Origin of the sequence: Mycobacterium sp. NBC_00419 (assembly GCF_036023875.1) — a bacterium.
Lineage (GTDB): Bacteria > Actinomycetota > Actinomycetes > Mycobacteriales > Mycobacteriaceae > Mycobacterium.
The window spans coordinates 923663-950500 of record NZ_CP107931.1 but is presented as its reverse complement, the minus strand read 5'-3'; the positions used below and the strand labels follow the sequence as shown (position 1 = coordinate 950500).

6 protein-coding genes are annotated in these 26838 nt (G+C 68.1%); 3 read left to right on the top strand and 3 right to left on the bottom strand.

Features of this window, described 5'->3' with window-relative positions; genetic code table 11:
- Positions 1-19: 19 nt before the first annotated feature.
- Genes OG976_RS04450 through OG976_RS04440 form a run of 3 tightly spaced genes read left to right on the top strand, consistent with a single transcriptional unit; the run spans position 20 to position 2813 of the window.
- The gene (locus OG976_RS04450) at positions 20-1420 is read left to right on the top strand and encodes a purine-cytosine permease family protein (protein ID WP_328358414.1); all 1401 of its coding nucleotides are present in this window, start codon (positions 20-22) and stop codon (positions 1418-1420) included.
- Positions 1417-1863 carry a nucleoside deaminase gene (locus tag OG976_RS04445; protein ID WP_328358411.1) on the top strand — a complete coding sequence of 149 codons (447 nt, stop codon included), beginning with the start codon at positions 1417-1419 and terminating at the stop codon, positions 1861-1863. Before OG976_RS04450 ends, OG976_RS04445 begins: the two co-directional genes overlap by 4 nt.
- Positions 1860-2813, top strand: coding sequence for an isopenicillin N synthase family dioxygenase (locus OG976_RS04440; protein ID WP_328358408.1), 954 nt, complete (start codon positions 1860-1862; stop codon positions 2811-2813). Before OG976_RS04445 ends, OG976_RS04440 begins: the two co-directional genes overlap by 4 nt.
- Here the strand turns inward: OG976_RS04440 and OG976_RS04435 are convergent.
- Genes OG976_RS04435 through OG976_RS04425 form a run of 3 tightly spaced genes read right to left on the bottom strand, consistent with a single transcriptional unit; the run spans position 2800 to position 26779 of the window.
- Positions 2800-5031 carry an MMPL family transporter gene (locus OG976_RS04435; RefSeq protein ID WP_328358405.1) on the bottom strand — a complete coding sequence of 744 codons (2232 nt, stop codon included), beginning with the start codon at positions 5029-5031 and terminating at the stop codon, positions 2800-2802. The two genes, OG976_RS04440 and OG976_RS04435, sit on opposite strands and share 14 nt — an antisense overlap.
- A complete protein-coding gene (locus OG976_RS04430; RefSeq protein ID WP_328358402.1) occupies positions 5025-6758 on the bottom strand; it encodes an ABC transporter ATP-binding protein in 1734 nt (577 codons plus the stop codon). Before OG976_RS04430 ends, OG976_RS04435 begins: the two co-directional genes overlap by 7 nt.
- The gene (locus OG976_RS04425; RefSeq protein ID WP_442930427.1) at positions 6758-26779 is read right to left on the bottom strand and encodes an amino acid adenylation domain-containing protein; all 20022 of its coding nucleotides are present in this window, start codon (positions 26777-26779) and stop codon (positions 6758-6760) included. Before OG976_RS04425 ends, OG976_RS04430 begins: the two co-directional genes overlap by 1 nt.
- Positions 26780-26838: the final 59 nt, after the last annotated feature.

Below are 26838 nucleotides of genomic sequence, written 5' to 3'. Positions count from 1 at the left end.
TCGGCACCACAGTCTTCCCATGACAGTTGCCGAGCCGACCACCGACGGCACCTACCGCGATCGGATCATCGCGGTCGAACCGGGCGGAAACGAATTCATCGCCGAGGAAGACCGGCACGGCAAGCCCCACCAGCTGTTCTGGACGTGGACCTCGCCCAACCTCGAGTTCGCCACGATCTTCGTCGGCGTGCTGTCGGTGGCCGTCTACGGCATGAGCTTCTGGCAGGCCGTCGCCGGCATCGTCCTCGGAACCGGACTCGGGGCGATCGCGCACTACCTGCTGTCGGCCCGCGGCCCCCTGCACGGCGTGCCGCAGATGGTCCTCGGGCGGCTGGCGTTCGGCTTCAAGGGCAATGCCGTGCCCGCGGTCCTCATGTCGGTGACCGCCGGGGTGGGCTGGTTCGCCACCAACAGCGTCAGCGGCGCGTATGCGCTGGCGGCGTTGTTCGGCATCGGTCCGTTGGTCGGGCTGGTCATCATCGTGCTGGTGCAGACGGCGTTCGCGTTTTTCGGCCACAACCTGGTGCAGGCCTTCGAGCGCTGGTCGTTCCCGGTGCTCGCGGTCATCTTCGCCGTCGCCTCGGTGGCCATCCTGATGAAGTCGAATGTCGGCGCGCCGGCCCTGGATCCAATCGTCGGCGACGGCTCGCTGGGCGGTTTCCTGCTGACCGTCGGCACCGCGTTCGGCTACGCGGCCGGCTGGACACCGTATGCCGCGGACTACACCCGCTACCTGCCGTCCACCGTCTCGACCGCGCTCACCGGCCTCTACGCCTCGGCGGGGTTGTTCCTGTCGTGTGTACTGCTCGAGGTCGTCGGCGCCGCGTCGGTCACCATCGGACCCGCCTTGTCGGACAACCCGACCCAGGCGTTCACCGGTGAGCTGGCCACGCCGCTGGCCAAGGCCACCCTGCTGGCCATCGCCATCGGGGCCATCGCCGCGAACTCCATCAACATCTATTCCGGCGCAATGGCATTCGTGACGATCGGGGTCAAGCTTCCCCAGCACATCGCCCGCGCACTGGTCACGGTGTTCTTCGGCGTCGCCGGATTCGGAGTGGCGTGGTGGGCCCTGCCCGACGCCGCCGCCAGCTACGAGGCCTTCCTGCTGATCATCGCCTACTGGATCGGCCCGTGGCTTGGCGTGGTGTTCGCCGACCAGTACCTGCGGCGCGGGCAGTCCATCGCGGGCTTCCTGTACGACCGCAGCTACGCCAACTGGGGCGGCTTCGCATCGTTCGCCGCCGGCCTGGTGATCTCGGTGCTGCTGTTCTCCAATCAGGAGAAGTTCGTCGGCTACATCGCCCGCGGTGTCCCGCAACTGGGTGACATCACCTTCTTCGTCGGCTTCCTGATCGCCGGTGCCAGTTATCTTGTGTTGTGCCGTTCGAAGATCGCCGGGGAGCGCGCCGGGGTATGACACCGCAGGAGATGCTCGACGTCGCCTACGAGGAGGCCCGAAAAGGCCTCGCGGAGGGCGGAATTCCGATCGGCGCGGCGCTGTTCAGCGCCGACGGGGTATTGCTGGGCAGCGGACACAACCGTCGCGTCCAGGACGACGACCCGTCGGTGCACGCTGAGACGGCGGCCTTCCGGGCCGCGGGCCGCCAGCGCGACTACCGCTCGACGATCATGGTCACCACGCTCTCGCCGTGCTGGTATTGCAGCGGGCTGGTGCGTCAGTTCAACATCGGCGCTGTGGTCATCGGGGAGAGCCGCACCTTCAGTGGCGGCCACGGCTGGCTGGCCGAGCACGGTGTCGAGGTGACGCTGCTCGATGATGAACGCTGCGCGGCGATGATGGCCGATTTCATCGCCGCAAAACCGGACCTGTGGAACGAGGACATCGGGGTGGCCGAATGATCGCCGCAATCGACATCTCCCGCTGGCACGCCGGGGGAGCAGAAGCCGACGCGGTTGCCGCCGAACTCGACGCCGGCCTGCAGCAGGCGGGTTTCATCCTGGTCACCGGCCACGGCATCGACCCGGAGCTGACCGCAGGCGTTCGCGGGGCGGCGCGGGAGTTCTTCGCGCTGTCCGACGAGGTCAAGGGACGCTACTCGGTGAGCGTCGGCGGCCACGGCTGGATCGCCCCCGGGGCCGAGGCCAACGCCTATGCCGAGGGCACCGAGACCCCGCCGGATCTCAAGGAGAGCTACAGCCTGGGCGCCGAGACCGCCACCGGTGACCCCGAGGTGGACCGGATCTGGTTCGCCCCCAACGTCTGGCCCGGCGAAGTGCCCGAACTGCACAGCCTGGTCACCCGGTACACCGCGGCGATGCGCCGCCTGGCCGACGACCTGCTGGCGTTGATGGCCCACGCCCTGCGGTTGACGGCGAACCCGTTCGTCGCCCTGGCCGACCGGCCGACCTGGACGATGAACATCAACCACTACCCGCCGATCAGCGTGGTGGGGGAGCCCGAACCCGGCCAGTTCCGGATCGGTCCGCACACCGACTTCGGCACCGTCACCATCCTCGACCGCGAGCCGGGAGCCGGTGGGCTGCAAGTCTTTTCCGAAGCGGAAGGTTGGGCCGACGCGCCCTATGATCCGGCGGCGCTGACCGTCAACATCGGCGACCTGCTCGAGTACTGGAGCGGATATCGGTGGCCCTCGGGACGGCACCGGGTGCTGCCACCGCAGCCACACGCCCCCGAAGAGGACCTGGTCTCGCTGATCTACTTCTACGAGGCCAACCACGACGCGCTCGTCACACCACTGGACCCGCCGATCGGCACGGTGGCGGGTCTGGCGCCGGTGACGTGCTCGGCCTTCATCAAGGAACGCCTCGACGCGATCACCGTCGGCTGACGCTGCCGTCGTCGCTGAGTCCGAACCGCTCATGCAGGCGGGCCAGCGGTGGTGGTGCCCACCAGTTGAGGCGCCCCATCACCTGCATCAGCGCCGGGACCAGCAGCATCCGCACCAGGGTGGCGTCGACCAACACCGCCAGCGTGAGGCCGACCCCGAACAACCGCATCACCGACACCTGCGCGGCCATCAATGCCGAAAACGAGATCGCCATGATCAGCGCGGCAGCGGTGATCACCCGACCGGTGTGGGCGACACCGAGAGCGACACTCTCGGCGTTGGCCTCCGGCCCGCGGTCGGATGCCAGCCAGTACTCCCGGATCCGCGAGATCAGGAACACCTCGTAGTCCATCGAGAGACCGAAAGCGATGCAGAACAACAGAATCGGCAGCTGAACACCCAGCGTCCCGGTCACGGCCGTGCCCAGTGCGCCCAGATGCCCCTGCTGGAAGATCCACACCAGTGCGCCGAACGCCGCGGTGAGCGACAACGCGCTCATCACCACCGCCTTGACGGGCAACACCGCGCTGCCGGTCAGCAGGAACACCAGCACCAGGGTGACGACGGCGATCAACGCCAGCACCAGCGGCAGGCGCGCGGCGATCGCGTGCATGCTGTCGCGGCTGCTCTGCGCGGCACCGGTGAACTGCACCGGTTTTCCCGCCGGGGCAGCGACCGCGTGTAGCCGGTCGAGCTGAACCGAGGATGCGGGCGAGTACAGCGGCGCTGTGCTGCCCACTGTCAGGAATGCGCTGCCGTCGCTGAATCCGGTTGGCGCCGTGGGTGGTCCGGTGGGTCGCCCGGCGACGAAGGTGCCGCCCGGTGACGACACCGACGAGACGTCCGGCACCCGGGAGAGGGCTGCGGCGTACCTGTCCACCTCAGCGGCTCGCAGGCCGGTCACGTCCGGCAGAACCACGGTGATGGGCGGGATGCCGCCGCCGGCAAAGTCGTTGCGCAACTGATCGCCCACCTGGCGGGCAGAAGCCGAGGCGGGCAGCACCCGGTCATCGGCGAAGCCCCATCGCGCATCTCGAAACGGCGCGCCGAGCAGCAGCAGGAACACGATCACGGCGATTGCGATCGGCACCGCATGCCGCATGACCAGCTTCGTCCATCGGTACCAGGACCACTGCTCGAACAATGCCGATCGCTGCTGCTGCCCCCAGAGCAGCCGGCGCATCAACGGACGCATCCTCGTCGAATCGAGCCGCTCACCCAGCAGTGTGATCGCCGCAGGCGTGACGATGATCGCCGCCGCGGCGGCGAACACGACCACCGCAACCCCGGCGTAGGCGAACGATCTGAGGAAGTAACCCGGGAACAACATCAGCGTCGCCATCGACAGCCCGACGGTCATCGCCGAAAAGCACACCGTGCGGCCGGCCGTGGCCATCGCGCGGTCGAGTGCCACAGCGCGGGACCGGCCCTGCGTCAACTCATCTCGGAAGCGGCTCAGGATCAACAATGTGTAGTCGACGGCCAGCGCCAATCCCATAGCGACGGTGAGGTTCAGCGCGAAGACCGACACAGTGGTCACCAGCGAGATGGCATGCAGCGCGGCCAGTGCGCCGAGAATCGCGAAGACGCCCACAGCGACCGGCAGCGCGGCGGCGACCAGGCCACCGAACACCCAGACCAGGACCAGAAAGCTCAGCGGCAGCGCCACGGACTCCATCACGAAGAGGTCCTTCTGGGTCTGGCTGTTCACCTGCCAGTAGACGGTGGCCTCCCCGCCGGCGCGCACCGAGACCCCGTCGCGGTCGTGGGCGAGTTCGTCGGCCAGGGCCTTGGCGGTGATCTGCGCGTTGGTCTCGCCACCGGAGATCGCCGCCACGATCAGGCCCGTCCTGCCGTCCCTGCTGACGAAACCGGGGACGGCGGCAGGGGGCACGGTCCACGCCGAGCGCACCTGCTTGACCTGGGTCGAGTTCTGCAGCCGCGCAACGATATCGGCGCCGACCTTCCTGGCGTGCGGTCCTGTCACGCCGCCGGCGGAGGTGACGGTGAAGACCACGCCGAGGTCGCCCTGGTCGAACTTCTGGGAGAGCAGTGCCGACGCCTGTGCCGACTCGGCGCGGGGATCCAGGGCCCCGCCCGCTGACAGCGTGGTGATCCCCGGAATGCCGACGATCGCGACGCCGATCAGCATCAGCACGGCCAGGGCGATGGTCCGGCGCGGGGCGGCGACGGCGTGCCGAACAACGCGGTTCAGCACGTGAGTTCGTGCTCGATGAGTTCGCGGTAGACCGGGAGTCGCAACAGTTCGGTGTGGGTGCCGGTGGCCTGGATCCGGCCCTGCGCCAGCACCAGGATCTGGTCGGCGGTGGTGACGGTGGACAACCGGTGGGCCACCACCAGCAGACTGCGCCGGCCGCGTGCCTGCCGCAGATTGCTCATCACGTCGTACTCGTTGGCGCGATCGAGGTGTGCGGTCGGTTCGTCCATCAGGATGAGCTCTGAACGGGACAGGAACGCGCGGGCCAGTGCCAGCCGCTGACGTTGGCCGCCGGACAGACTGCGCCCGCGCTCGAGTACCGGGGTGTCGAGTTGCTGCGGCAGGGCCAGGATTTCGTCGGCGATATTCGCCTGTCCCAGAACGACCCACAGCTCGTCGTCGGTTGCCTCCGGATCGGCGATGAGCAGATTGTCGCGGATCGTGCCGTGCAGGACGGGCGCGTCCTGTTCCAGAAGTCCCAGGCGGCGACGAAGATCACCCAACCCGATGGTGCGGAAATCCGCACCGCCCCAGCGCAGCGTTCCGGCATCGGGCTCGTGGAAGCGGCACAACAGCGCCAGGATGGTGGACTTGCCGGCCCCCGACGGTCCGATCAGCGCGGTGACCTGATCATGGCCCAGGGTGAAGGAGACGTCGTCGAGTACGGGGTTGGTGCCGTAGGAGAACGACACCCCGTCGAACTCCACCAACGGCGCTGCGCTGGCAGCAGGACGTGGCGCGCGCAGGACGCCGTCGGCGGCGGCGTCCGCCAACGGCTCGGGGAGATCGCGAAGGGTCGTGACGAGGTGCTCATACGCACCGGCCGAGGTGCGCAGCACGGTGAGTGCGGTGATTCCGGCGACGACGGGGAAGACCGCGTACATGGCGAAGGCGAACAGGCTGACGAACTGGCCCACGGCCAGCTCGCCGGCCGCCACGCGCCGCCCGTCGATGACCATGATCGCCAGGAATGCGCCGAAGACACCGAACCGGACCAGGCCGACGTTGGTCGCCGCGAACGATGCGATGCGCACGCCCGACCGGTAGGCGCCGTGGGCGCTGACGTTGATGGACTCCGCTTCGCGGGCTTCGGCGCCGAACAGCTTGACGGTGCGGGCGGCACCCAGGGCGCGGTCCAATCCGGACGTGTAATCACCCAGCGCCGCTTGGCGATTCAACGATGCCTGCTGAATCCGGGCGAGAAAGGGGCTGCCGGCGGCGAACCCCGCGGCCATGGCGGCGACCACCACGCCCACGGTGACCGGATCGATGGTGAGCATGAAGATACTTGCGCCGGTCAGTGCCAGCGTCCCGAAGGTGATGTCGGCGACCGCCCGGGGCATCTGCTGCACCAGTCCCGCGTCGCTGGTCGCGCGGGCCAGTAGCTCTCCGGTGCGGCCCTGATCCAGCACTCCGACCGGCAGGTGCACCACGTGATCGGTGAACATGGTGCGCAACCGCAGCACGATCTGCTCGCCGGTGCGGTCCAGCCGGAAGCGGGCCACTGCATCCAGCGCCAGCTGTCCGACGAGCATGGTCACCAGCACGACGGCGGGGATCAGAGTCGGCGCACCCGTGTAGGCCCGGTCGACGAGATGGCCCGCCAGCAGCGGCTGCAACAGGGTGAGGGTGGTTGCGACGCACAGCAGGCCCAGGCTCGCCGCCATCGAAACCCGATGAGCGCGAAGCAGTGTGAGCATCCCGGCCTGGCCGGTGGGTGGCGCCATCAGAGCAGCCCGAGCAGTTGCAGGTCGGTGACGTACTTGACGATCATCGACGCCGAGACGTGCGGAATATCGGGCACCGCCGCACGGAACTTCTCCGTCGTCGAGCGGGAGCCGCGGATCGGCTCGGCGGGCTGCAACGTCTCGGCGCCGCGCGAGAGCACCAGCTGCAGCGCCGAGTGCTGGCGCTGTCGGTCGGGCAGGTCGCGCAGGGCGGCCTCGAACCGCGCCAACCACTCCCCGAAGTCGCTGATGCGCGTGATCGGGTAGCCGGCCTCCACCAGCCAGTCGACGAACTCGTCGACCCCGATGCCGTCGTCGTGCGGATTCATCACGTGGTAGGTCTCGAACCCGCCCTGCGGGGCGCCCAGCGTGGCAATCGATTCGGCGACGAACGTCACCGGTAGCCCGTCATAGTGGGCGCGCTGGCGATTGCCGTCGGCATCGAGTGCGTAGAAGGAGGCCGGTGCGATACCGGTGGCCACCACGCTCAGCACGCCCCGGGTGAATCCGTCGGTCACGTTGAGCTGGCCGGTGTAGGCCGGGTCGGCCAGGATCATGCCGCAGCGGAAGACGGCCACGGGAAGCCGGCACAGGTCGTGTGCCTCGCGCAGCAGCACCTCGCCCGCCCACTTGCTGTTGCCGTATCCGTTGGCCGCGGTGTCGTCGAGGGTCCGGGTGGGGCTGATGACACGGATGTCGGCGTCCTCGGTGAACTGCGACGGTTCGATCTGATCGCCGACGTTGGCTGTCGAGACGTAGCTGACGTACTTGAGCTTGGTGGTCAGGGCGAGCCGGATCAGCTCGGCGGTGCCGACGACGTTGGGGCCGAAGAATTCGCTGTACGGCAGCACCCCGTTGACCAGGGCCGCGCAGTCGACGATCAGGTCCACGGTGTCGGCCAGCCGCTGCCAGGTCTGCTGGTCCAGTCCGAGACCGGCGTCGCCCTTGTCTCCGGCGAGCACCTCGAGATGGTCGGCGGCCATCGTCTGGAAGTGCCGCAGCAGGTCTGGGTCACCGCTGTCGAAAACGGAGGCGAGGCGGTGGTGCGCATCGTCGTCGGACTTGCCGCGCACCAGGCAGATCAGTGTCCCGCCGACCGACTGCATGCGCTGCAGCCAGTCCAGGGCAAGGTAGCGCCCGAGGAACCCGGTCGCCCCGGTCAGCAGCACTGTGCGCACCTCACCGCTCGGGCCGGACAGCTCCGGCGCACCGGCCAGGGTGGGGGCGTCGATGAACTTGTCCAGCGTGAGGTCCGCTGCGTGCAGCCGGGCGGTGTCCCGGCCGTGCACCGAGGTGAAGAGCGTCTCGCCGCAATCGGATTGGCTGCTCAGCTGACGGCTCAGGGCTCGGACCGACGGTGCGTCGAACAGGGTGCGGACGGCTAGCCGGGTGTTGAGCGTGGTGTTGATGGCCGCGATGACGCGCATCGCGGACAGGGAGTCGCCACCGAGGTCGAAGAAGGAGTCGTCGGTGCCGACGCGGTCGAGTGCCAGGGTGTGGGCGTAGACGTCGGCGAGGACTTCCTCGACGGGAGTGGCGGGGGCGCGGTAGGTGTCGACGGGCTGATACGCCGGTGCCGGTAGCGCACGCCGGTCGAGTTTGCCGTTGGGCGTCAACGGGATTGCCGGTACCGCCACGACGGCCGACGGGACCATGTAGGCGGGCAGTCGCTGGGCCAGTCGGGTGCGTATCTGTGCGGGATCAGCCGTGCCGGTGACGTAGGCGACCAGTCGGGGGTGCCCGGGGTGGTCCTCGCGGGTGAGGACGACGGCCTGGTCGACGCCGTCGATGTCGGTGAGTGCGGTGTGGACTTCGCCGAGTTCGATGCGGTAGCCGCGGATCTTGACCTGGTCATCGGCGCGGCCGTGGTAGTCGAGTTGCCCGTCGGGGCGCCAGGAGACCAGATCTCCGGTGCGGTACATCCGGGTGCCGGGCGCTGCGAAGGGGCAGGCGACGAACCGTGTTGCGGTCAGGCCGCTGCGCTGCCAGTACCCGAGTCCGACGCCATGGCCCGCGATATAGAGTTCGCCGACCACCCCGGCGGGAACCGGTTGCAGGAACCTGTCCAGTACGAAGAACCCGAGATGGGTCATGGGGACCCCGATCGGGCTGGCAGGGGACCGGGTGTCCGCGATGGTGATCGGCCGCAGCGACGCGTGCACGGTCGTCTCGGTGGTGCCGTACATGTTGATTAGGCGCGGTGGCCGCTGCCGGTCCTGGAGCCAGGTCCGAAACCGCTGCGGTTCAAGTGCTTCGCCGCCGAACACCACCGTGTGTAGCGACAGCTGATCGTCGAGTTCGGTGTGCAAGGCGTCGAAAGCCGACGGGGTCTGGCTGAGCACCTCGACGTGCTCGGCGCCCAGCAGTGCGTGCAGGTCCACCGGTGAGGCCGTCACCGCCTCCGGCACCACGACCAGTCGTCCGCCGGACAGCAGTGCGCCCCAGATCTCCCACACCGAGAAATCGAAGGCGTAGGAATGGCATTGCGCCCACACCTGTCCCGGTGCCACCTCGGCACGTAGTGAGTCCAGCAAGGTTGTGACGTTGCGGTGCGTGATGGCAACGCCCTTGGGTGTCCCGGTGGTCCCCGAGGTGTAGATCAGATAGGCGACGGCGTCGGGGTGTGGTGTCGGCAGCGCCGTGGCGGTGTGGCCGGCGATGTGCGGGTCGTCGACGTTGATGACCGCGATGTCGCGGTGCTGAAGATGGTGGGCCAGGGTCGTGGTGGTGACGGCGGCGATCGGGGCGGCGTCGGTCAGCATGAAGTCGATGCGGGCGGCGGGCAGCACGGGATCGACGGGTAGGTAGGCCGCCCCGGTCTTGAGCACCGCCGTCATCGCCACGATGGCATCGCTGCCGCGGCCGAACAGCAGCGCCACGGTCGTACCCGGACCGGCGCCCTGCCCGGACAGCAGGTGTGCCAACCGGTTTGAGGCCTCGTCGAGTTCGCGGTAGGTCCACGAGCGTCCGTCCTCGGTCAGCGCTACGGCATCGGGTGTGCGGGCGGCCTGCGCGGCGAGCACGGCCGGGATCGAATCCGCCGCGGGCGCAGGCCGGCTCAGCTCCTCGGCGTTGGTCCAGTGGGTCAGCCGCGCGCGTTCGTCGGTATCGAGCAGCTCCAGTGACGACAGCCGGGCGCCGGGGTCGGCAGTGATGGCCGCCAGCACGCTCTGGAGCCGCGCGGTGAGTGTCTCGATGCTGGCGGCGTCGTAGACGTCGGTGCGGAACTCCACCGTGCCGCGGATCCCGGCCGGCTCCCCGGTTTCGGTGAGGTGCTCGGCCAACGAGAACGACAGATCCATGCGTGCGGTGGTGGTCTGCAACGGCATGGCGGTGATGTGCAGATCACTCGATTCCACCGTGGGCGCTGCGGTGTTCTGCCAGGCCAGCATGACCTGGATGAGGGGGTGATGGGTGAGCGATCGGGGCGGGTTGAGTCGTTCCACGAGGACCTCGAAGGGCACGTCCTGGTGGTCGTAGGCGGCCAGGCTGCGTGCCCGTACCTGGGCCAGGATCTCGGCAACGGTGGGGTCGCCGGCCAGGTCCACCCGCAGCACCAGGGTGTTGACGAAGAACCCCACCAGATCATCGAGTGCGGGGTCGCCGCGCCCGGAGATCGGGAAGCCCACCGCCACATCGGAACTGGCACTCAGCCGCGACAACAGCATCGCCAGTGCGGCCTGGATGACCATGAAGCTGGTGGCGTTGTGCTCGCGGGCCACTGCACGCACCCGCCGCTGCAGGTCGGCCGGCCAGTCCACCGGCACACTGGCCCCGCGGTGATCGGCAACGGCCGGATAGGGCCGATCGGTGGGCAGCTGCACCCGTTCGGGCATCCCGGCCAACGCCTGTTCCCAGAACCCGAACTGGGCGGCCCGCCGACTGCCGGGGTCGGCAGGATCGCCGAGAACGTGCCGCTGCCACAGCGCGTAATCGGCGTACTGCACGGGCAACGGGTTCCAGTCCGGGGCCCGGCCGGTGCACCGGCGTGAGTATGCGGTGACCAGGTCGGTGGCCAGCACACCGACCGACCAGCCGTCTGCGGCGATGTGGTGCACCGTGATCACCAGAACGTGCTCATCCTCGGCGAGCCGGAACAGCGTTGTCCGAATGGGGATTTCCGCCGCGAGGTCGAAACTGTAGCGGGCCGCGTCGTTGATGGCCTGCTCCAGGCGGGTTACCGGCCATCCGGCGGCATCGATGATCTCCCAGCCGGCGTCAGCCTGCTCGGCCGGAACCACCACCTGTCGCGGAACTCCCTGCACCATCGTGAATATCGTGCGCAACACTTCGTGCCTGGCCACCACATCAGCCAGTGACGCGTGCACCGCCTGAGTGTCGAGCGGACCACCCAACCGCAACGCCACCGCCAGGTTGTAGACCGGCGACGGGCCCTGCAACTGGTCGATGAACCACAACCGACTCTGCGCGAACGACAACGGGACCACCGCAGGGCGCTCGCCGGCCACCAGGGGTTCGAGCCGATCGCCATCGGCACCGATCCGCAAGGCGAGCTCGGCAACCGTGGGGGCCTCCAACACCGTGCGGACCGAAAGGCCGCTACCCAAGGCAGTATTGGCCGCCGCGATCACCCGCATCGCCGATAGCGAATCGCCACCCAGATCGAAGAACGAGTCGGCGGTTCCGACCAGATCGAGCCCGAGGACGTGGGCATAGATGGCGGCCAGGATCTCCTCGACCGGAGTCACCGGTGCCCGGTAGTGGCTGTGTGGCTGGTATCCGGGTGCCGGCAGCGCAGCCCGGTCGAGCTTGCCGTTGATGGTGCGGGGGAGCGCGTCGAGTATGACGACGGCGGCGGGGACCAGGTAGGACGGGAGCTGGGCGGACAGGGCGTCGCGGATGGCGGTGGAGTCGGCTGGTCCCGTGATGTAGGCGACGAGGCGCTTGTCGCCGGGCTGGTCCTCGCGGGCGATGACGACGGCATCGGTGACTCCGTCGATGTGGCAGAGGGCGGCCTGGATTTCGCCGACCTCGATGCGGTACCCGCGGATCTTGACCTGGTCGTCGGCGCGGCCGTGGTAGTCCAATTGTCCGTCGGGGCGCCAGGTCACGAGGTCGCCGGTGCGGTACATCCGGGATCCGGGCGGTCCGAAGGGGCAGGCGACGAAGCGGGTGGCGGTCAGGCCGGTGCGCCGCCAGTAACCAACTCCGACCCCGCCGCCGGCGATGTACAGCTCACCCACCACACCGGGGGACACCGGCCGCAGGAAGCGGTCGAGAACGAAGAGCCCGAGGTGAGACAGCGGCACGCCAACCGGGCTGGCGGTGCCCTCGGCGTCGCGCTCCACGATCTCGCGCAGCGAGGCGTGAACGGTGGTCTCGGTGGCGCCGTACATGTTGAGCAGCCGCGGCGCGCGCCCGTGTTCACCCAGCACGGTGCGCAGCCGCGCCGGGTCAAGTGCCTCACCGCCGAACACCACCGTCTCCAGCGCGAGCTGATCATCCAGGTGTGGTTGCAGCGCATAGAACGCCGAGGGTGTCTGGCTGAGAACGGTGACGTGTTCGGCCGCCAGCAGGGCATGCAGATCCGGTGGTGAGGTGATCACCGATTCGGGGACGATCACGAGCCGCCCGCCGGACAGCAGGGCGCCCCAGATCTCCCAGACGGAGTAGTCGAAGGCATACGAATGGCATTGCGACCACACCTGTGCCGGCGCCACCTCGGCTCGCAGTGAGTCCAGCAGGGCGATGACGTTGCGGTGCGTGATGGCAACGCCTTTGGGTGTCCCGGTGGTTCCCGAGGTGTAGATCAGGTAGGCGATGTCGTCGGGCGCCGGACTCGGCAGGGGGGTGGTGGGGCAGTTGCCGGCCGGGGCGGTGTCGATGTCGATGATCGGCAGGGGGTGGCCGCTGAGCTGCGGGTGTAGGTCGGTGGTGGTGACGACGGCGACGGGGCTGGCGTCGGTGAGCATGAAGGTGACGCGCGCCGGGGGGAGGGCAGGGTCGATGGGGAGGTAGGCGGCGCCGGTCTTGAGGACTGCGGTCATGGCCACGACGGCCCGGGTGCCGCGCGGCAGGAGCAGGGCCACGTAGGTTCCGGGGCCGGCACCGAGGTCGATCAGCCGGTGGGCCAGTTGATCTGATGCGTGGTCGAGTTCCGCGTAGGTCAGTGATCCGTCGGGGTGAACCAGCGCTACCACGTCGGCGTTGGCGGCGGTCTGGGCGGCCAGTGCAGTGGGTATCGAGGCGGCGGTGGGTGCGGGGTCGGTCAGTGCTGTGCGGTTGGTCCACTGGTCGATGCGGGGGTGTTCGGTGTCGTCGAGCAGATCCACCGATGAGAGTCGTTGGTTGGCATCGGCGGTGATGGCGCGCAGGATCCGGTGTAGCCGCGCGATGAGCGTTTCGACGGTGGCAGCGTCGTAGACGTCGGTGCGGAACTCGACGGTGCCGCCGATGCCGGCCGGCCAGCCGGTATCGGTGAACTGTTCGGCCAGGGTGAACGCCAGATCCATCCGGGCGGTGTGGCTTTGCAGGGGCAGGGTGCTCACCTGGAGATCGCCGAGGGCCGGTCCGGTGTGCGGATCGTTGTCGTGACGGGTGAAGTTCTGCCAGGCCAGCATCACCTGGATGAGCGGATGGTGGGTCAGACTGCGCGGCGGGTTGAGCCGCTCGACGAGCGTTTCGAAGGGCACGTCCTGGTGGTCGTAGGCTGCGAGGCTGCGTGCCCGTACCTGGGCCAGGATCTCGGCGACGGTCGGATCGCCGGCCAGGTCCACCCGCAACACCAGGGTGTTGACGAAGAAGCCGACCAACGCGTCGAGCGCGGGGTCCCTGCGACCGGCGATCGGAAAGCCCACTGCCACATCGGAACTGGAGCTCACTGCGGACAGCAGAATCGCCAGGGCGGTCTGGATGAGCATGAAGCTGGTGGCGTTGTGCTCGCGGGCCACCTCTGCGATCCGCTGCTGCAACGGTGCCGGCCATTGCACCGTCACACTGGCGCCGCGGTAATCCGCCACTGGCGGATAGGGCCGATCGGTAGGCAGCGCCAGGCGCTCGGGCATTCCGGCCAGGGTCTGCTCCCAGAAGCCGAGCTGCCTGGCAATCAGGCTGTCCGGATCGTGCAGATCGCCCAATTGGGTTCGCTGCCATAGCGTGTAGTCGGCGTACTGGACGGGCAGTGCGGCCCAGTCTGGGGCGCGTCCGGCGCTCCGGTTGGTGTACGCGACCGCCAGATCACCGGCCAGCACACCGACCGACCAGCCGTCGGCGGCAATGTGGTGTACCACGATGATTAGCACGGACTCCTTGGCGCTGATCCGTATGAGCCTCGCCCGCAGCGGAATATCGTTCGCAAGGTCGAAGCTGCAGTGCGTGATCTCGTCGATTTCCCGTTGCAGCCTGGCCGCCGGCCAGCCGCCGGCATCGATGACCAGCCAACCGAGATCGGCCTGTTCGGTGGGGACCACCACCTGCTGGGGCACCCCACCGACTGCCGAGAACACCGTGCGCAGACTCTCGTGACGGCCCACCACATCACGCAGCGCCGACCCCAACGCCTCGGCATCGAGTTCCCCGCACAGCCGCAACGCCACCGCCATGTTGTAGACCGGCAGATGGCCGTGCAATTGGTCGAGGAACCACAACCGGTTCTGCGCGAACGACAATGGAACCACCGCCGGGCGCGGGCCGGCCACCAACGGCTCGTGCCGATCCCCATCGGCACCGACCCGCAACGCCAGCTCAGCGACCGTGGGGGACTCCAATACCGTGCGCACCGAAAGACCGCTACCCACAGCGGCATTGACGGCAGCGATCACCCGCATCGCCGACAACGAATCGCCACCCAGATCGAAGAACGAGTCGTCGACCCCCACCCGGTCCACACCCAGCACCCGGGCGTAGATACCGGCCAGCATCTCCTCAACCACGTCCCCAGGGGCCCGATACCGCCCCGAACCCTCGAAATCGGGCGCCGGCAACGCACCTCGATCAAGCTTGCCCGAAGAGGTCAACGGAAACGCGTCGAGCGCGATGATCTGCCTGGGCACCATGTAATCCGGCAACCGCGCACGCAACTGCTCACGTACCGCGCCGATCTCGGCGTCGGTGTGCGGCCTGTTGGCGTGGGCGCCTCGCCGGCGAGTCCCGGCGTGTGCCAGATAGACGTCGGTCAGCGGTGGCCGTTGCCCGGAACCGGTTCGATCCAGGAAAACGGCATCGAGGGTGCCGGGTGCAGCACCCCAGGTGACGGCGACGTGGTAGCCGGTGTCGTCGCCGAGTTGATAGAGGTCTTCGGGGGTGGTGGCATCCGGGGGTGCAGCGCCCCGGGCCAGTGCATCGGTCAGCGGCAGGCCGGCGGCGAGCGCGTGTTCGATCCGGACGTCGGTGATCAGTCCGGCGCGGGGGATTCCGGTGACGCGCACGGTGTCGGGACGCCAGTTTGTCAGCTCGGTGTGCAGTCCGGCCAGATCCCCGCATCGGGTCCACTGCCAGGCCGGTGCGGTCGCCATCGTCCGCACCGGTGTGGGCGACGTGTGGACGACGACGTCATAGCGGTAGCGGTTGAGTTCGTTGTCTGCCGATCCGCGCTTGACTTGGATGTCGAGCCCGGCCGCCGCGGGGTGGTCGGCTGCCCACTGCGTGAAGAACTCTGGTGCCAGCAACAGTTCGGATTCGGAGACCTGTGCGCGGCGGGCACGGTGCCGGAGCTCTGCGGTGTCGGAGGCGGTGTGCGCGAGGGCGACAGCGGTGTGGAACGCGCCCTGCAGGGTGTGGTTGCGGATATCCCCGATGAACACCCTGCCCCCGGGCGCCACCAGGTCCATCGCAGTGCTGATGACGTCGGCCAGGTAGTCCGCACTCGGGAAGTACTGGACGACCGAGTTGAGAATGACCGTGTCGAAGTAACCCTGTGGCAGACCAGTGCTCACGTGCGCCGGTTGGGTCAGCAGATCGACGCGGTCCCGCCAGGGGATCGCCAAGCGCTCCAGGGAGTAGGCCAGGTTGGCGACCGCAACCGCTGAAACATCGGTGGCGACATAGTGTTCGCAGTGGGGGGCGATCTGCGACAGCAGCAGTCCCGAGCCCGCGCCGATCTCCAGCACCCGCCGTGGCTGCAGGGCCAGGATGCGATCCACCGTGGCTGCGCGCCACTGGATCATCTCCTCGAGTGGAATCGGATCGCCGCTCAGGCTGCTGTTCCAGCCCCGGAAGTCCATCCCGAATTCGGGCAATCCCGTTTCGGCGCTGTAGAGCTCGTCGTAGACGTGTTGCCATTGTTCGACGGTGTCGGCGTCCTGCTCGGTGTCTCGGATGCCGGCTGCGCCGTGGTCGAGCGTGACATAGGCGATCAGGTGGGCGTCCCCGACCTCGTTGCGATAGACGGTGGCGGCGGCCTGACTGACTTGTGGGCATGTCAGCAAGGCGTTGTCGATCTCACCCAACTCGACGCGGTAGCCGCGGATCTTGACCTGCTCATCGGCGCGGCCGACGTACTGGAGTTGGCCGTCGGCGCCCCACCGCACGAGGTCCCCGGTGCGGTACATACGGGATCCGTGGCCCGCGAACGGGCATGCCACGAATCGCGACGCAGTCAATCCAGCTCGGCGTACATACCCGTACCCGGCCCCGGCGCCGGCGACATACAACTCTCCGACCACCCCGGCGGGTACCGGGCGTAGCCACCCATCGAGAACGAAGAACGACAGGTGCGCCAACGGAACCCCGATCGGGCTGCCGCGGCGGTCGAGGTCGTCGGCGGCGATCTCCCGCAACGATGCGTGCACCGTGGTTTCGGTGGTGCCGTACATGTTCAGCAGAATGGGTGAGTCCGGATGGCGGTGTAGCCAGTTCCGAAGGCGCTGTGGCTCAAGGGCTTCACCGCCGAATACCACCGCGTCGAGGGCCAGCTGTCGACCCGGCTCGGGCGCCAGCGCGTCGACGGCTTGCAGTGCGTAGAACGCCGAGGGTGTCTGACTCAACACGCTGACCTGTTCGGCGATCAGTAATGCGTGCAGGTCATCAGGGGATCGGGTGACGGACTCCGGGACCACCACCAGCCGTCCGCCGCCGAGCAGGGCACCCCAGATCTCCCACACCGAGAAGTCGAAGGCATTCGAGTGGCACTGGGTCCACACCCCAGCCGGTGGCACCGCGGTGCGCAGTGAGTCCAGCATCCGGGTGACGTTGCGATGGGGGACCGACACCCCCTTCGGGGTGCCCGTGGTGCCGGATGTGTAGATGACGTAGGCGATCTCATCGGCAGCCACCGCGGCACGGGCGATGCCCGGGTGGGTCTGGATATGCGGGGCTTCGAGATCACTGACGTCGATGACCGGCAGACCGGACCCATCGAGCGGGTCGACCAGCGCAGCGGTGGTGATCACCGCGACCGGTGCGGCATCGGACAGCATGAATTCGACTCGGGCCGTGGGCCATTCCGGGTCGATCGGCAGATACGCCGCGCCCGCCTTGAGCACGGCGGTCATGGCCACAATCGCCTGTGTGCAGCGGGGAAGCAGTAGCGCCACATTCGCGCCGGGCCCGGCGCCGTGGTCAGCCAGCAGGTGTGCCAGCCGATTCGACGTGTCATCGAGCTGCCGGTAGGTCATCGACGTGCCCGCGCAGGTCACGGCTTCCGCGTCGGGCGTGCGGGCCACCTGCGCGGCCAATGCCTGGGGAATCGACACCGCGGCGGTGTCGGTCGCCGTTGCCGCGACGCGGTTACCCCAGTCGCCCAGGCGATGACGCTCATCGGCGTCGAGTAGGTCGATCGAGGAGAGCGGCCGCGCCGGATCGACCGTCATGGCCGTCAGTACCCGGGTGAACCGGTCGATGATGGCCCGGATGGCGTCGGTGTCGAAGACATCGGTATCGAACTCGACGCCGAAGCCCAGCTCCGTGCCTGGCATGGCCTGCACCGTCAACGGGTAGTGGGTGTAGTCGCGAGTGGTGATCTCGCTGATGGCCAGATCGCCTGCAGTGCGCAGCAGGTCGGTGTCGAGCGGGTAGTTCTCGTAGACGAAGAGGGTGTCGAAGAGGCGTTCGTGGCCGGTGATGCGGTGAATGTCGCTGAGGGCCAGGTGCTGATGCTCGAGGGTCTGGTTGTGTGACCTGTGCAGCTGGTCGAGCAGGTCAGCGGTGGACGTCTGCGCAGAGATGTTCGCCCGCACGGGAACGGTATTGATGAGCAGACCCACCATGGCGGCAGCGCCGGGGAGTTCGGTCGGTCGCCCGGACACCGGCACGCCGAACGCGACGTCGTGCCGGCCGGTCAACGTGGTCAACAGGACCGCCCACGCGGCCTGCAGCACGGTGCTGACGGTGGTGTGGTGCGTGCGAGCGAGCTCGGTGACGGCGCGGGTGGCGGCGGCGGACAGCCGCGCGGATTCCACGCCAGGGCGCCCCGGCCTCAGCAGTTCCGGTGGACCGACCAGGGTCGGGGTGTCGAAGCCGGCCAGCGTCTCGCGCCACGCGGTGCGGGCCGCGTCGAGGTCCCGGTCGGCCAGCCAGGTCACGAACCTGCGGTAGGGGACGGGGGCGGGTAGCCGCTGCCCGTGGTAGGCGGCGAACACCTCCTGCAGCAGGATCGGGGTCGACCAGCCGTCGAGCACAATGTGGTGGTTGGTGAAGACCAGCCGGTGGCGATCCCGGCCGAGACCGATCAGGGCGACCCGGAACGCCGGCGGCCGGGCCAGGTCACACACCGCGAGCCGTTCGGCGGCGCACACCCGCTGGATCTGCTCGTCGACATCGAGGCTGGGCTCCGGCGTGACGTAATTCCATGCCGCCACCGGATCGGCCGGGATGATCTGCAGGGGCTGGTCGAACCGTTCGCAGAACCGTGCCGCCAGATTGGGGTGGCGGGCGATCACCGTGTCGAGCGCCGCACGCAGCCGCTCGGCATCCAGGGGACCTGTCACCGTGATGCTCACCTGCACCGCGTAGACGTCGTCGCCGCTGTGCGCGATCCCGGAATGGAAGAGCAGCCCCTGCTGCATCGGGGTCAGCGGCACGATGTCGGCGACGTCGCCCTCGGCGACGAGTTCGTCGATCTGGAGTTGGGTCAGCCGTGCCGGTGCGACATCCGACGGCGTGAAGCCGCCTCCGCCGGATCGCACGTGGGCACACAGGCCGGCCAACGCCTCGAACCACAGCCTGCTGACGTGGCTGATCTGGGTCTCATCCAGCACCGAGGGCGCCCAGGTCCAATTGGCTTGCAGCCGTGGGCCGTCGCCCGAGTCGACCGTCACGGCATTGAGGTCGACAGTGTGCATCAACGCCATCGGGATCGCCGACGTCACGGCGGTCACCGACGCCTCTGGCGCGCTGGTATGCCAGGCGTCCCCGCCAGCTGCGGCCGAGTCCAACCGGCCGAGGTAGTTGAACCCGATCGACGGCCCGGCCTCGGGCAATCCGACATCGGGGTTGAGGTAGCGCAACAGTCCGTAGGTCAGGCCGTCCGGCACGGCCCGCAGCTGTTCCTTGGCGTCCTTGACCACCGCGCCCAGTTGGGCGTCGCCGGAGGAGATGTGGGCCCAGGACAATCCGCCCAGGGACAGCGACACCGGATGCTGTGCGGTGAACCAGCCCACCGTCCGCGAGAGGTCGAGTCCGTCGGCCAGATCATCGCGGCGCCCATGGCTTTCGACGTCGATGCCGATCGGGGAATCGGTGTCGCCCAGGTAGTGCGCCCACGCCAACCCGAAGGCGATCAACAGAATCTCGTGCACCCCGGCATGAAACGCCGTGGGCACCTCACCCAGCAGTGCGCGCGTCGTCTCGCTGTCCAGCGATACCGACAGCCGCCCGGCGTTCAGATAGGTATCCCTGGCGGGATCCATCGCGGGCAACGCGGCCGGGACCGCGCAGACGCGTTGCCAGGACCGCGCTTGCGCCAGCACCTGCTCGGTGTGCGCGTAGTCATTCAGGACCGCAGCCCAACTCGCGAATGATGTTCCACCCGGTGGCAATTCCACCGATCGTCCGCTGCTGTACTGAGACCAGGCGAGATTCACGTCCGCCAGCAGAATTCGCCACGACACCCCGTCGACGGCCAGGTGGTGAATCATCACCACCAGCTGCCGGGTGGTGGTGATCCACAGTGCGCTGAGCATTACGCCGGCCGGCGGATCCAACTGCGACCGCATCGACGCGAGCGTGGCATCGGAGCTGACCTCGACCACCCGCAGGCACCGGGTGGCGGGCATCGATCCCGGCTCGGGCACCGTCATCGACCAGCCTCCGGCGCCGTCATCGGCGACGCGCAGCCTCAGCATCGGGTGGCGATCGAGCAAGGCCTGCAACAGGATTGCCACGTCGGCCTCGCCGACGCCGTCCGGCGCCTGCACGACCACCGTTTGGTTGAACTGATCGACCGCGCCGGGCACCGCGTGCAGCCAGCGCATGATCGGGGTGGGCGACACCGGCCCGAGGCCCTCGTCGACGGGACCATCCGAACTGAGAGTCGTGGCGACCCTGGCTAATCCGGCCACGGTCTGCTCGCTGAACAGATCACGCGGCCGGCATAGCACGCCGGCCGCCCGCGCCCTGGTCACCACCTGCATCGACATGATGCTGTCGCCGCCCAGCTCGAAGAACGAGTCGTCGACGCCCACCCGCTCCAGTCCCAGCACCTCGGCATAGATCCCCGCCAGTACCTCCTCGACCGGTGAGAGCGGGGCGCGGTAGTGGCTGAGGTCGGTGTACTCGGGCGCAGGCAGGGCCGCGATGTCGAGTTTGCCGTTCACCGTCCGCGGCAGCGCCTCGAGCACGACGATCGCAGCGGGCACCAGATACGAGGGCAGGCGCCCGCCGAGGGCCGCCCGGATCGCGGCCGGATTGATTGTCCCGGTGCGTGATTGGGTGACATACCCCACCAGGCGTTTGTCACCGGGGCGATCTTCCCGGGCGAGCACCACCGCCTGATCCACGTCGTCGAGGTCGGCCAGTGCGGCCTGGACTTCGCCGAGTTCGATGCGGTAGCCGCGGATCTTGACCTGCCCGTCGGACCGCCCGACGTAGCGCAACTGCCCGTCGGCTGCCCAGCACACCAGGTCCCCGGTGCGATACATCCGTGTTCCAGGGGCGCCGAACGGGCATGCGACGAAACGTGATGACGTCAGGGCGGATCGTCGCCAGTATCCGACGCCCACGCCCCGACCCGCGATATACAACTCGCCGACGACCCCCATCGGCACCGGCCGCAACCAGCGATCCAGCACGAACAGCGCCGCGCCGGGCATCGGTGAGCCGATCGGAGCCGGCCCTGAGCCGGGTGCCAACGGTGCACTCATCGACGCGTAGATCGTGGTTTCGGTGGGGCCGTAGGCGTTGATCATTACCCGCCCTGGCGCCCACCGGTCGACCACCGCGGCCGAGCACGCCTCGCCGGCGACCACCACTGCCGCTGATTCGAGGCCCTGCGGATTGAGCACCCCGACGGCCGACGGTGTCTGGCTGAGCAGGGTGACGTGGTGTGCGGTCAGTAGGGCATGGAAATCGTCCGGTGCCGCTGCGACCGACTCGGGAACCACGACCAGTCGTCCGCCGGACAACAGCGTGCCCCAGATCTCCCACACCGAGACGTCGAAGCTGTGGGAATGCCACTGGGTCGCCGTGAACTGGGCTGTGCCGCTACCGAGGTCGGGCCGGGTGTGGAAGTAGTCGTTGATTCGCAACAGCTGGGTGACGTTGCGGTGAGTGATGGCAACACCTTTGGGTGTTCCGGTGGTGCCGGAGGTGTAGATCACGTAGGCCAGATCGTCGGCGGCCGGTGTCGGCAACGCCGCTGTCGGCTGGCTACTGACTCGCGGGTCGTCGATGTCGATGACCAGAAGGTCGTGCCTGTCGAGTCGATCGGCCAGCGTGGTCGTGGAGATGGCGGCGACCGGGGCGGCATCGGAGAGCATGAAGCTGATCCGGGGCGGCGGCAACGCCGGGTCGACCGGCAGGTAGGCGGCCCCGGTCTTGAGGACGGCCGTCATGGCCACGATAGCTTCCGCGCAACGGGGAAAGAGCAGGGCGACGCAGGTTCCGGGGCCGACCCCGTGGGCGATCAGCAGGTGGGCGAGGCGGTTGGTGGCGTCATCGAACTGGCGATAGGTCATCGACACATGGGTATCGTTGAGTGCCAACGACTCTGGTGTCCGCGCGACCTGGGCCGCCAGGGCGGCCGGTATCGAGATCGCCGCGGGGGCGGGCTGCGTGAGTGCCGCGCGATGGCCCCAGGCGTCCAGCTGTGCCCGTTCGTCGGTGTCGAGCAGATCGATCGAGGACAGCCGCGCGGTGGGGTCGGTGGTGATCGCGTGCAGGATTCGGTGGAGCCGTTCAACGAACGTCTCGATGGTGGCGGCATCGTAGACATCGGTGCGGAATTCGACGGTGCCGCCGATGCCGGCGTCGTCACCGGCCTCGGTGAACTGCTCGGTCAGGGAGATGGTGAGGTCCATCCGGGCGGTGTGGGTCTCCAGCGGTACCGGTGTTGCCCGCAGATCGCCCAGGCGCAGGCTGGTCGACGGGTCGGTGGCGTGTCCGGGCAGGTTCTGCCAGGCCAGCAGCACCTGGATGAGGGGGTGATGGGTCAGGCTGCGGGGCGGGTTGAGGCGCTCGACGAGAACCTCGAAGGGCACGTCTTGATGTTCGTAGGCGGCCAGGCTGCGTTGCCGGACCTGGGTCAGCAGCTCGCCGACGGTCGGATCGCCGGTCACGTCTACCCGCAGCACCAGGGTGTTGACGAAGAAGCCGACCAGATCATCGAGTGCGGGGTCACCCCGCCCGGAGATCGAGAAGCCCACGGCCACATCGGTACTGGAGCTCAGTTGAGACAGCAATAACGCGAGGGCGGTGTGGACCAGCATGAAGCTGGTGGCGTGGTGTTCACGGGCGACGTCACGAATGCGCCGCTGTAGCTGCGCCGGCCACTGCACCGCCACAGTGGCCCCGCGGTAGTCGGCCACCGGCGGGTAGGGGCGATCGGTCGGAAGTTCCAGGCGCTGCGGCATCTCGTCCAGCTCGGCTTCCCAGAATTGCAGCTGAGCTCCGATGGGGCTGTCGCGGTTGGACACCTCTCCCAGTTGTGCACGTTGCCACAGCGCGTAATCGGCGTACTGGATCGGCAATTCGGTCCAACCGGGTGGCCGTCCCGCGCTCCGGCAGCCGTAGGCCGTGCCCAGATCGGTGGCCAGTACGCCGACCGACCAGCCGTCGGCGGCGATGTGATGGATCACGACGACCAGTCGGTGTTCGTCTGCTCCGGTGCGGAAGAGAACCGCCCGGATGGGTATCTCGGCGGTGAGGTCGAACGGGCGTTGCGCCGCGGCCTGGACGGCTTCGTCCAGTGCGGCGGTCGGCCAGGTGCTGGCATCGATGCAGTCCCAGCCGATGTCGGCCTGCTGGGCAGACAGGACCTGTTGATGCGGGATGCCGTCGGGCGCGGCGACGACCGTGCGCAGGCTTTCATGGCGGGCCACCACGTCGGCCAGTGCGGCACCGAGGGCTGCGGTGTCGAGGCTGCCATGCAGCTCGAGGGCAACGGCCATGTTGTACATGGCCGATCCGCTGTGCAACTGGTCGATGAACCAGAGCCGGCTCTGGGCGAAGGACAACGGAACCAGGTCGGGGCGCTCGCCGGCCACCAGTGGCTCGACGTGTTCGTCGACCCCGCTGATGCGTGCGGCCAGCCCGGCGATGGTGGGAGCGTCGAACAGGGTGCGCACCGTCAGCCGGGCGTCCAGCGCGGCGTTGATGGCCGCGACCACCCGCATCGCCGACAGCGAGTCCCCACCCAGATCGAAGAACGCGTCGTCGACCCCGACCCGCTCGACGCCCAGCACCCGGCTGTAGATGCCGGCAATGATCTCTTCGACAACGGTGACCGGGCCGCGATAGGAGTCGGCGTCGCGGTAGTCGGGTGGGGGAAGGGCGCCGGCGTCGAGCTTTCCGTTGATCGTCAGCGGCAGTGTCTCGACGGCGACCAGGGCGGCGGGAACCATGAAGGCGGGCAATCGTTCGGCGAGCGCTGTCCGCGCCTCGGCCACATCTGCTGTTCCGGTGAGGTAACCGACCAGGCGGGTGTCGCCAGGGTGATCCTCGCGTGCGATCACCACTGCCTCGTCGACACCGTCCAGTTGCGCCAGGGCGGCTTGGATCTCACCGAGTTCGATGCGGTAGCCACGGACCTTGACCTGGTCATCTGAGCGGCCCAGGTAGTCCAGTTGGCCGTCCGCGCGCCAGCGGACCAGATCCCCGGTTCGATACATCCGCGCACCGACACCACCGAATGGGCATGCCACGAACCGGGAGGCCGTCAACCCCGCTCGGCGCCAATACCCCGTTCCGACCCCGCCGCCGGCTACGTACAGCTCGCCCATCACCCCGGGCGGCACCGGCCGCAAGTGCGCATCCAAGACGAACAGGGCGGTCCCCGGCCTCGGCGAACCGATCGGCGCCGGCCCCGATCCCGCCGTCAACGGGGCGCTCGAGGAGGTGTAGATCGTCGTCTCGGTGGGGCCGTAGGCGTTGATCATGACGCGGCCCGGGGCCCACCGGTCAACCACTGGCGTCGGGCAGGCCTCACCACCCATCAGCAGCGCGACGCCGTCAAGGGCATCCGGCGCCACAATGCTTACTGCAGAGGGTGTCTGGGTGAGAACGGTGACACCCTCATCGATCAGCGACGCCTGGAAGTCCTCCGGTGAACGGGTCAGCGATTCCGGGATCACCGCCAGCCGGCCGCCGGCGAGCAACGCCCCCCAGATCTCCCACGCCGAGAAGTCGAACGCGTAGGAATGCCAATGCGACCACACCTGTTCCGCACCCGGAGACAGGGATGTCCCGGGGGATCCGATGAGCTGGGTGAGGTTCCCGTGAGTGATGGCAACGCCTTTGGGCACTCCCGTTGTGCCCGAGGTGTAGATGAGGTACGCGATGTCCGCGGCGCTCGGGGCCGGCAACGGCGTGGCGGGTGCAGTGTCAGCCATCGCGTCGTCGATATCGAACACCGGCACGCCGAGGCCGGTGAGGTGATCGGCAAGAGTGGCCGTGGTGATCACGGCGATCGGTGCGGCATCGGTGAGCATGAACTCGATCCGGGTTGCCGGCAGCGCCGGGTCGATCGGCAGATAGGCCGCACCGGTTTTCGAGATCGCCAGCATCGCCATGACGGCGTGCGGTGAACGCTCCATCATCAGCGCCACGCACGAACCCGGACCCGCACCGCGTCCGACAAGAGCGCTCGCCAGACGATTCGCGGCGCCGTCCAATTCGCGGTACTTCCAGGACAATTCACCGCAGCTGATTGCAATCGCGTCGGGTGAGCGGGTGGCTACGGCGCCGAACGCCGCGGGAATGGATATCCCGGCCGGTCCGGCCTCCGCCAACACCGCGCGGTTGCCCCACGTGTCCAGCCGGGCACGTTCATCGGGGTCGAGCACGTCGATCGACGACAACCGGGCAGTGGGATCGGCGGCCATGCCGTCGATTACCCGCTCGAGCCGGTCGACGAGCTTCTCGATACTGGCACCGTCGAACACATCGGTGCGGAAATCCACTGTCCCGCCAATCCCGGCCGGGTAGCCGGTGGCGTCGAACTGCTCGCCCAGCGCGAAAGCCAAGTCGACGATGGCAGTGTGTGTGCTCACCGGGATCTCGGTGATCTGAAGATCGCCCAACGCCAGGTCGAGTGGCGCATTGTTCTGCCAGGACAGCATCACCTGGACCAGCGGATGATGGGTCATCGACCGGGTCGGATTGAGCCTTTCGACCAGTACCTCGAAGGGCACGTCCTGATGCTCGTAGGCGGCGACGCTGCGCTCGCGCACCTGCGCCAGCACGTCGGCGGCGGTGGGATCGCCGCTGAGATCCACCCTCAGTATCAGGGTGTTGACGAAGAATCCCACCAGGTGATCCAGCGCCGGATCGCTGCGGCCGGCGATCGGAAAGCCAACCGCCACATCAGAGCTGGAGCTGAGCCCGGACAGCAGGACCGCGAGGGCTGCTTGGATCACCATGAAACTGGTCGCATCATGAGCGCGGGCCAGATCGCGCACTTTCCGGTGTGTTTCGGCCGACCACTTCACCGGAACGCTGGCCCCGCAATGGTCGGCGACGAGGGGATACGGCCGATCGGTGGGCAGCTCCACCCGCTCGGGCATCCCGGCCAGGGTCCGCTCCCAGAACGCGACCTGGGCGCCCAGCCGACTATCGCGGTCGGCTGGGTCGCCGAGGTTCTGCCGTTGCCAGAGCGCGTAATCTGAGTACTGGACTGGCAATTCAGGCCAGTCGGGGGCCTGCGGGACGCACCGGTTGGTATACGCCGCAGCCAGATCGCTCGCCAATACGCCGACCGACCAGCCGTCGCCGGCGATGTGGTGCACGACGATGACAAGCACGTGGTGTTGATCGGAGAGGGTGAAAAGTGTTGCCCTAATCGGGATCTCAGTAGCGAGGTCGAAGCTGTAGCGAACCGCCTGCTCGATGGCCTCGTCCAGCAGGTCAGCCGGAACACCGCTGGAATCGTTGATCTCCCAGCCGAAATCGATGTCGTCGGTCGGGTGAACCACTTGGCGCGGAATGCCCTCGGTTGCCGCGAAGGTCGTCCGTAGGATCTCGTGGCGGGCCACCACGTCGGTCAGCGCGGCGTTCAACGCCTGCACATCGAGAGGCCCCTGCAGCCGCAAGGCAACCGCCCTGTTGTAGACCGGTGACGGACCCTGCAACTGGTCGATGAACCACAAGCGGCTCTGAGCGAAGGACAGCGGCACCACCGGGGGCCGCTCACCGGCCATCAGCGGCGTGGACCGGCCCGAATGTTCGGCGATACGCGCCGCCAGCTGGGCGGCCGAGGGCGCTGTGAAGATCGTGCCGACCGCGATGTCGGTCCCCACAGCGGCGTTGATCGCCGCGACCACGCGCATCGCCGACAGGGAATCCCCGCCGAGGTCGAAGAACGAGTCGTCGACGCCGACGCCCTCTAGACCGAGGATGTGGGCAAAGATCCCGGCCACGGTGTGTTCGATCGCGTTACCAGGCGCGCGACGACGATCCTCCTGCCGGGTCATCGGACTGCCGACCCGAAGTGCTGACGAATCAAAAAGCCGCGCCCCAGTTCGGTGGGGCG

What these genes read in the sequence shown, in the direction of transcription:
- OG976_RS04450 (WP_328358414.1), top strand. Translation starts at nt 20, where the DNA reads ATGACAGTTGCCGAGCCGACCACCGACGGCACCTACCGCGATCGGATC.
- OG976_RS04445 (WP_328358411.1), top strand. Translation starts at nt 1,417, where the DNA reads ATGACACCGCAGGAGATGCTCGACGTCGCCTACGAGGAGGCCCGAAAA.
- OG976_RS04440 (WP_328358408.1), top strand. Translation starts at nt 1,860, where the DNA reads ATGATCGCCGCAATCGACATCTCCCGCTGGCACGCCGGGGGAGCAGAA.
- OG976_RS04430 (WP_328358402.1), bottom strand. Translation starts at nt 6,758, where the DNA reads ATGGCGCCACCCACCGGCCAGGCCGGGATGCTCACACTGCTTCGCGCT.
- OG976_RS04425 (WP_442930427.1), bottom strand. Translation starts at nt 26,779, where the DNA reads ATGACCCGGCAGGAGGATCGTCGTCGCGCGCCTGGTAACGCGATCGAA.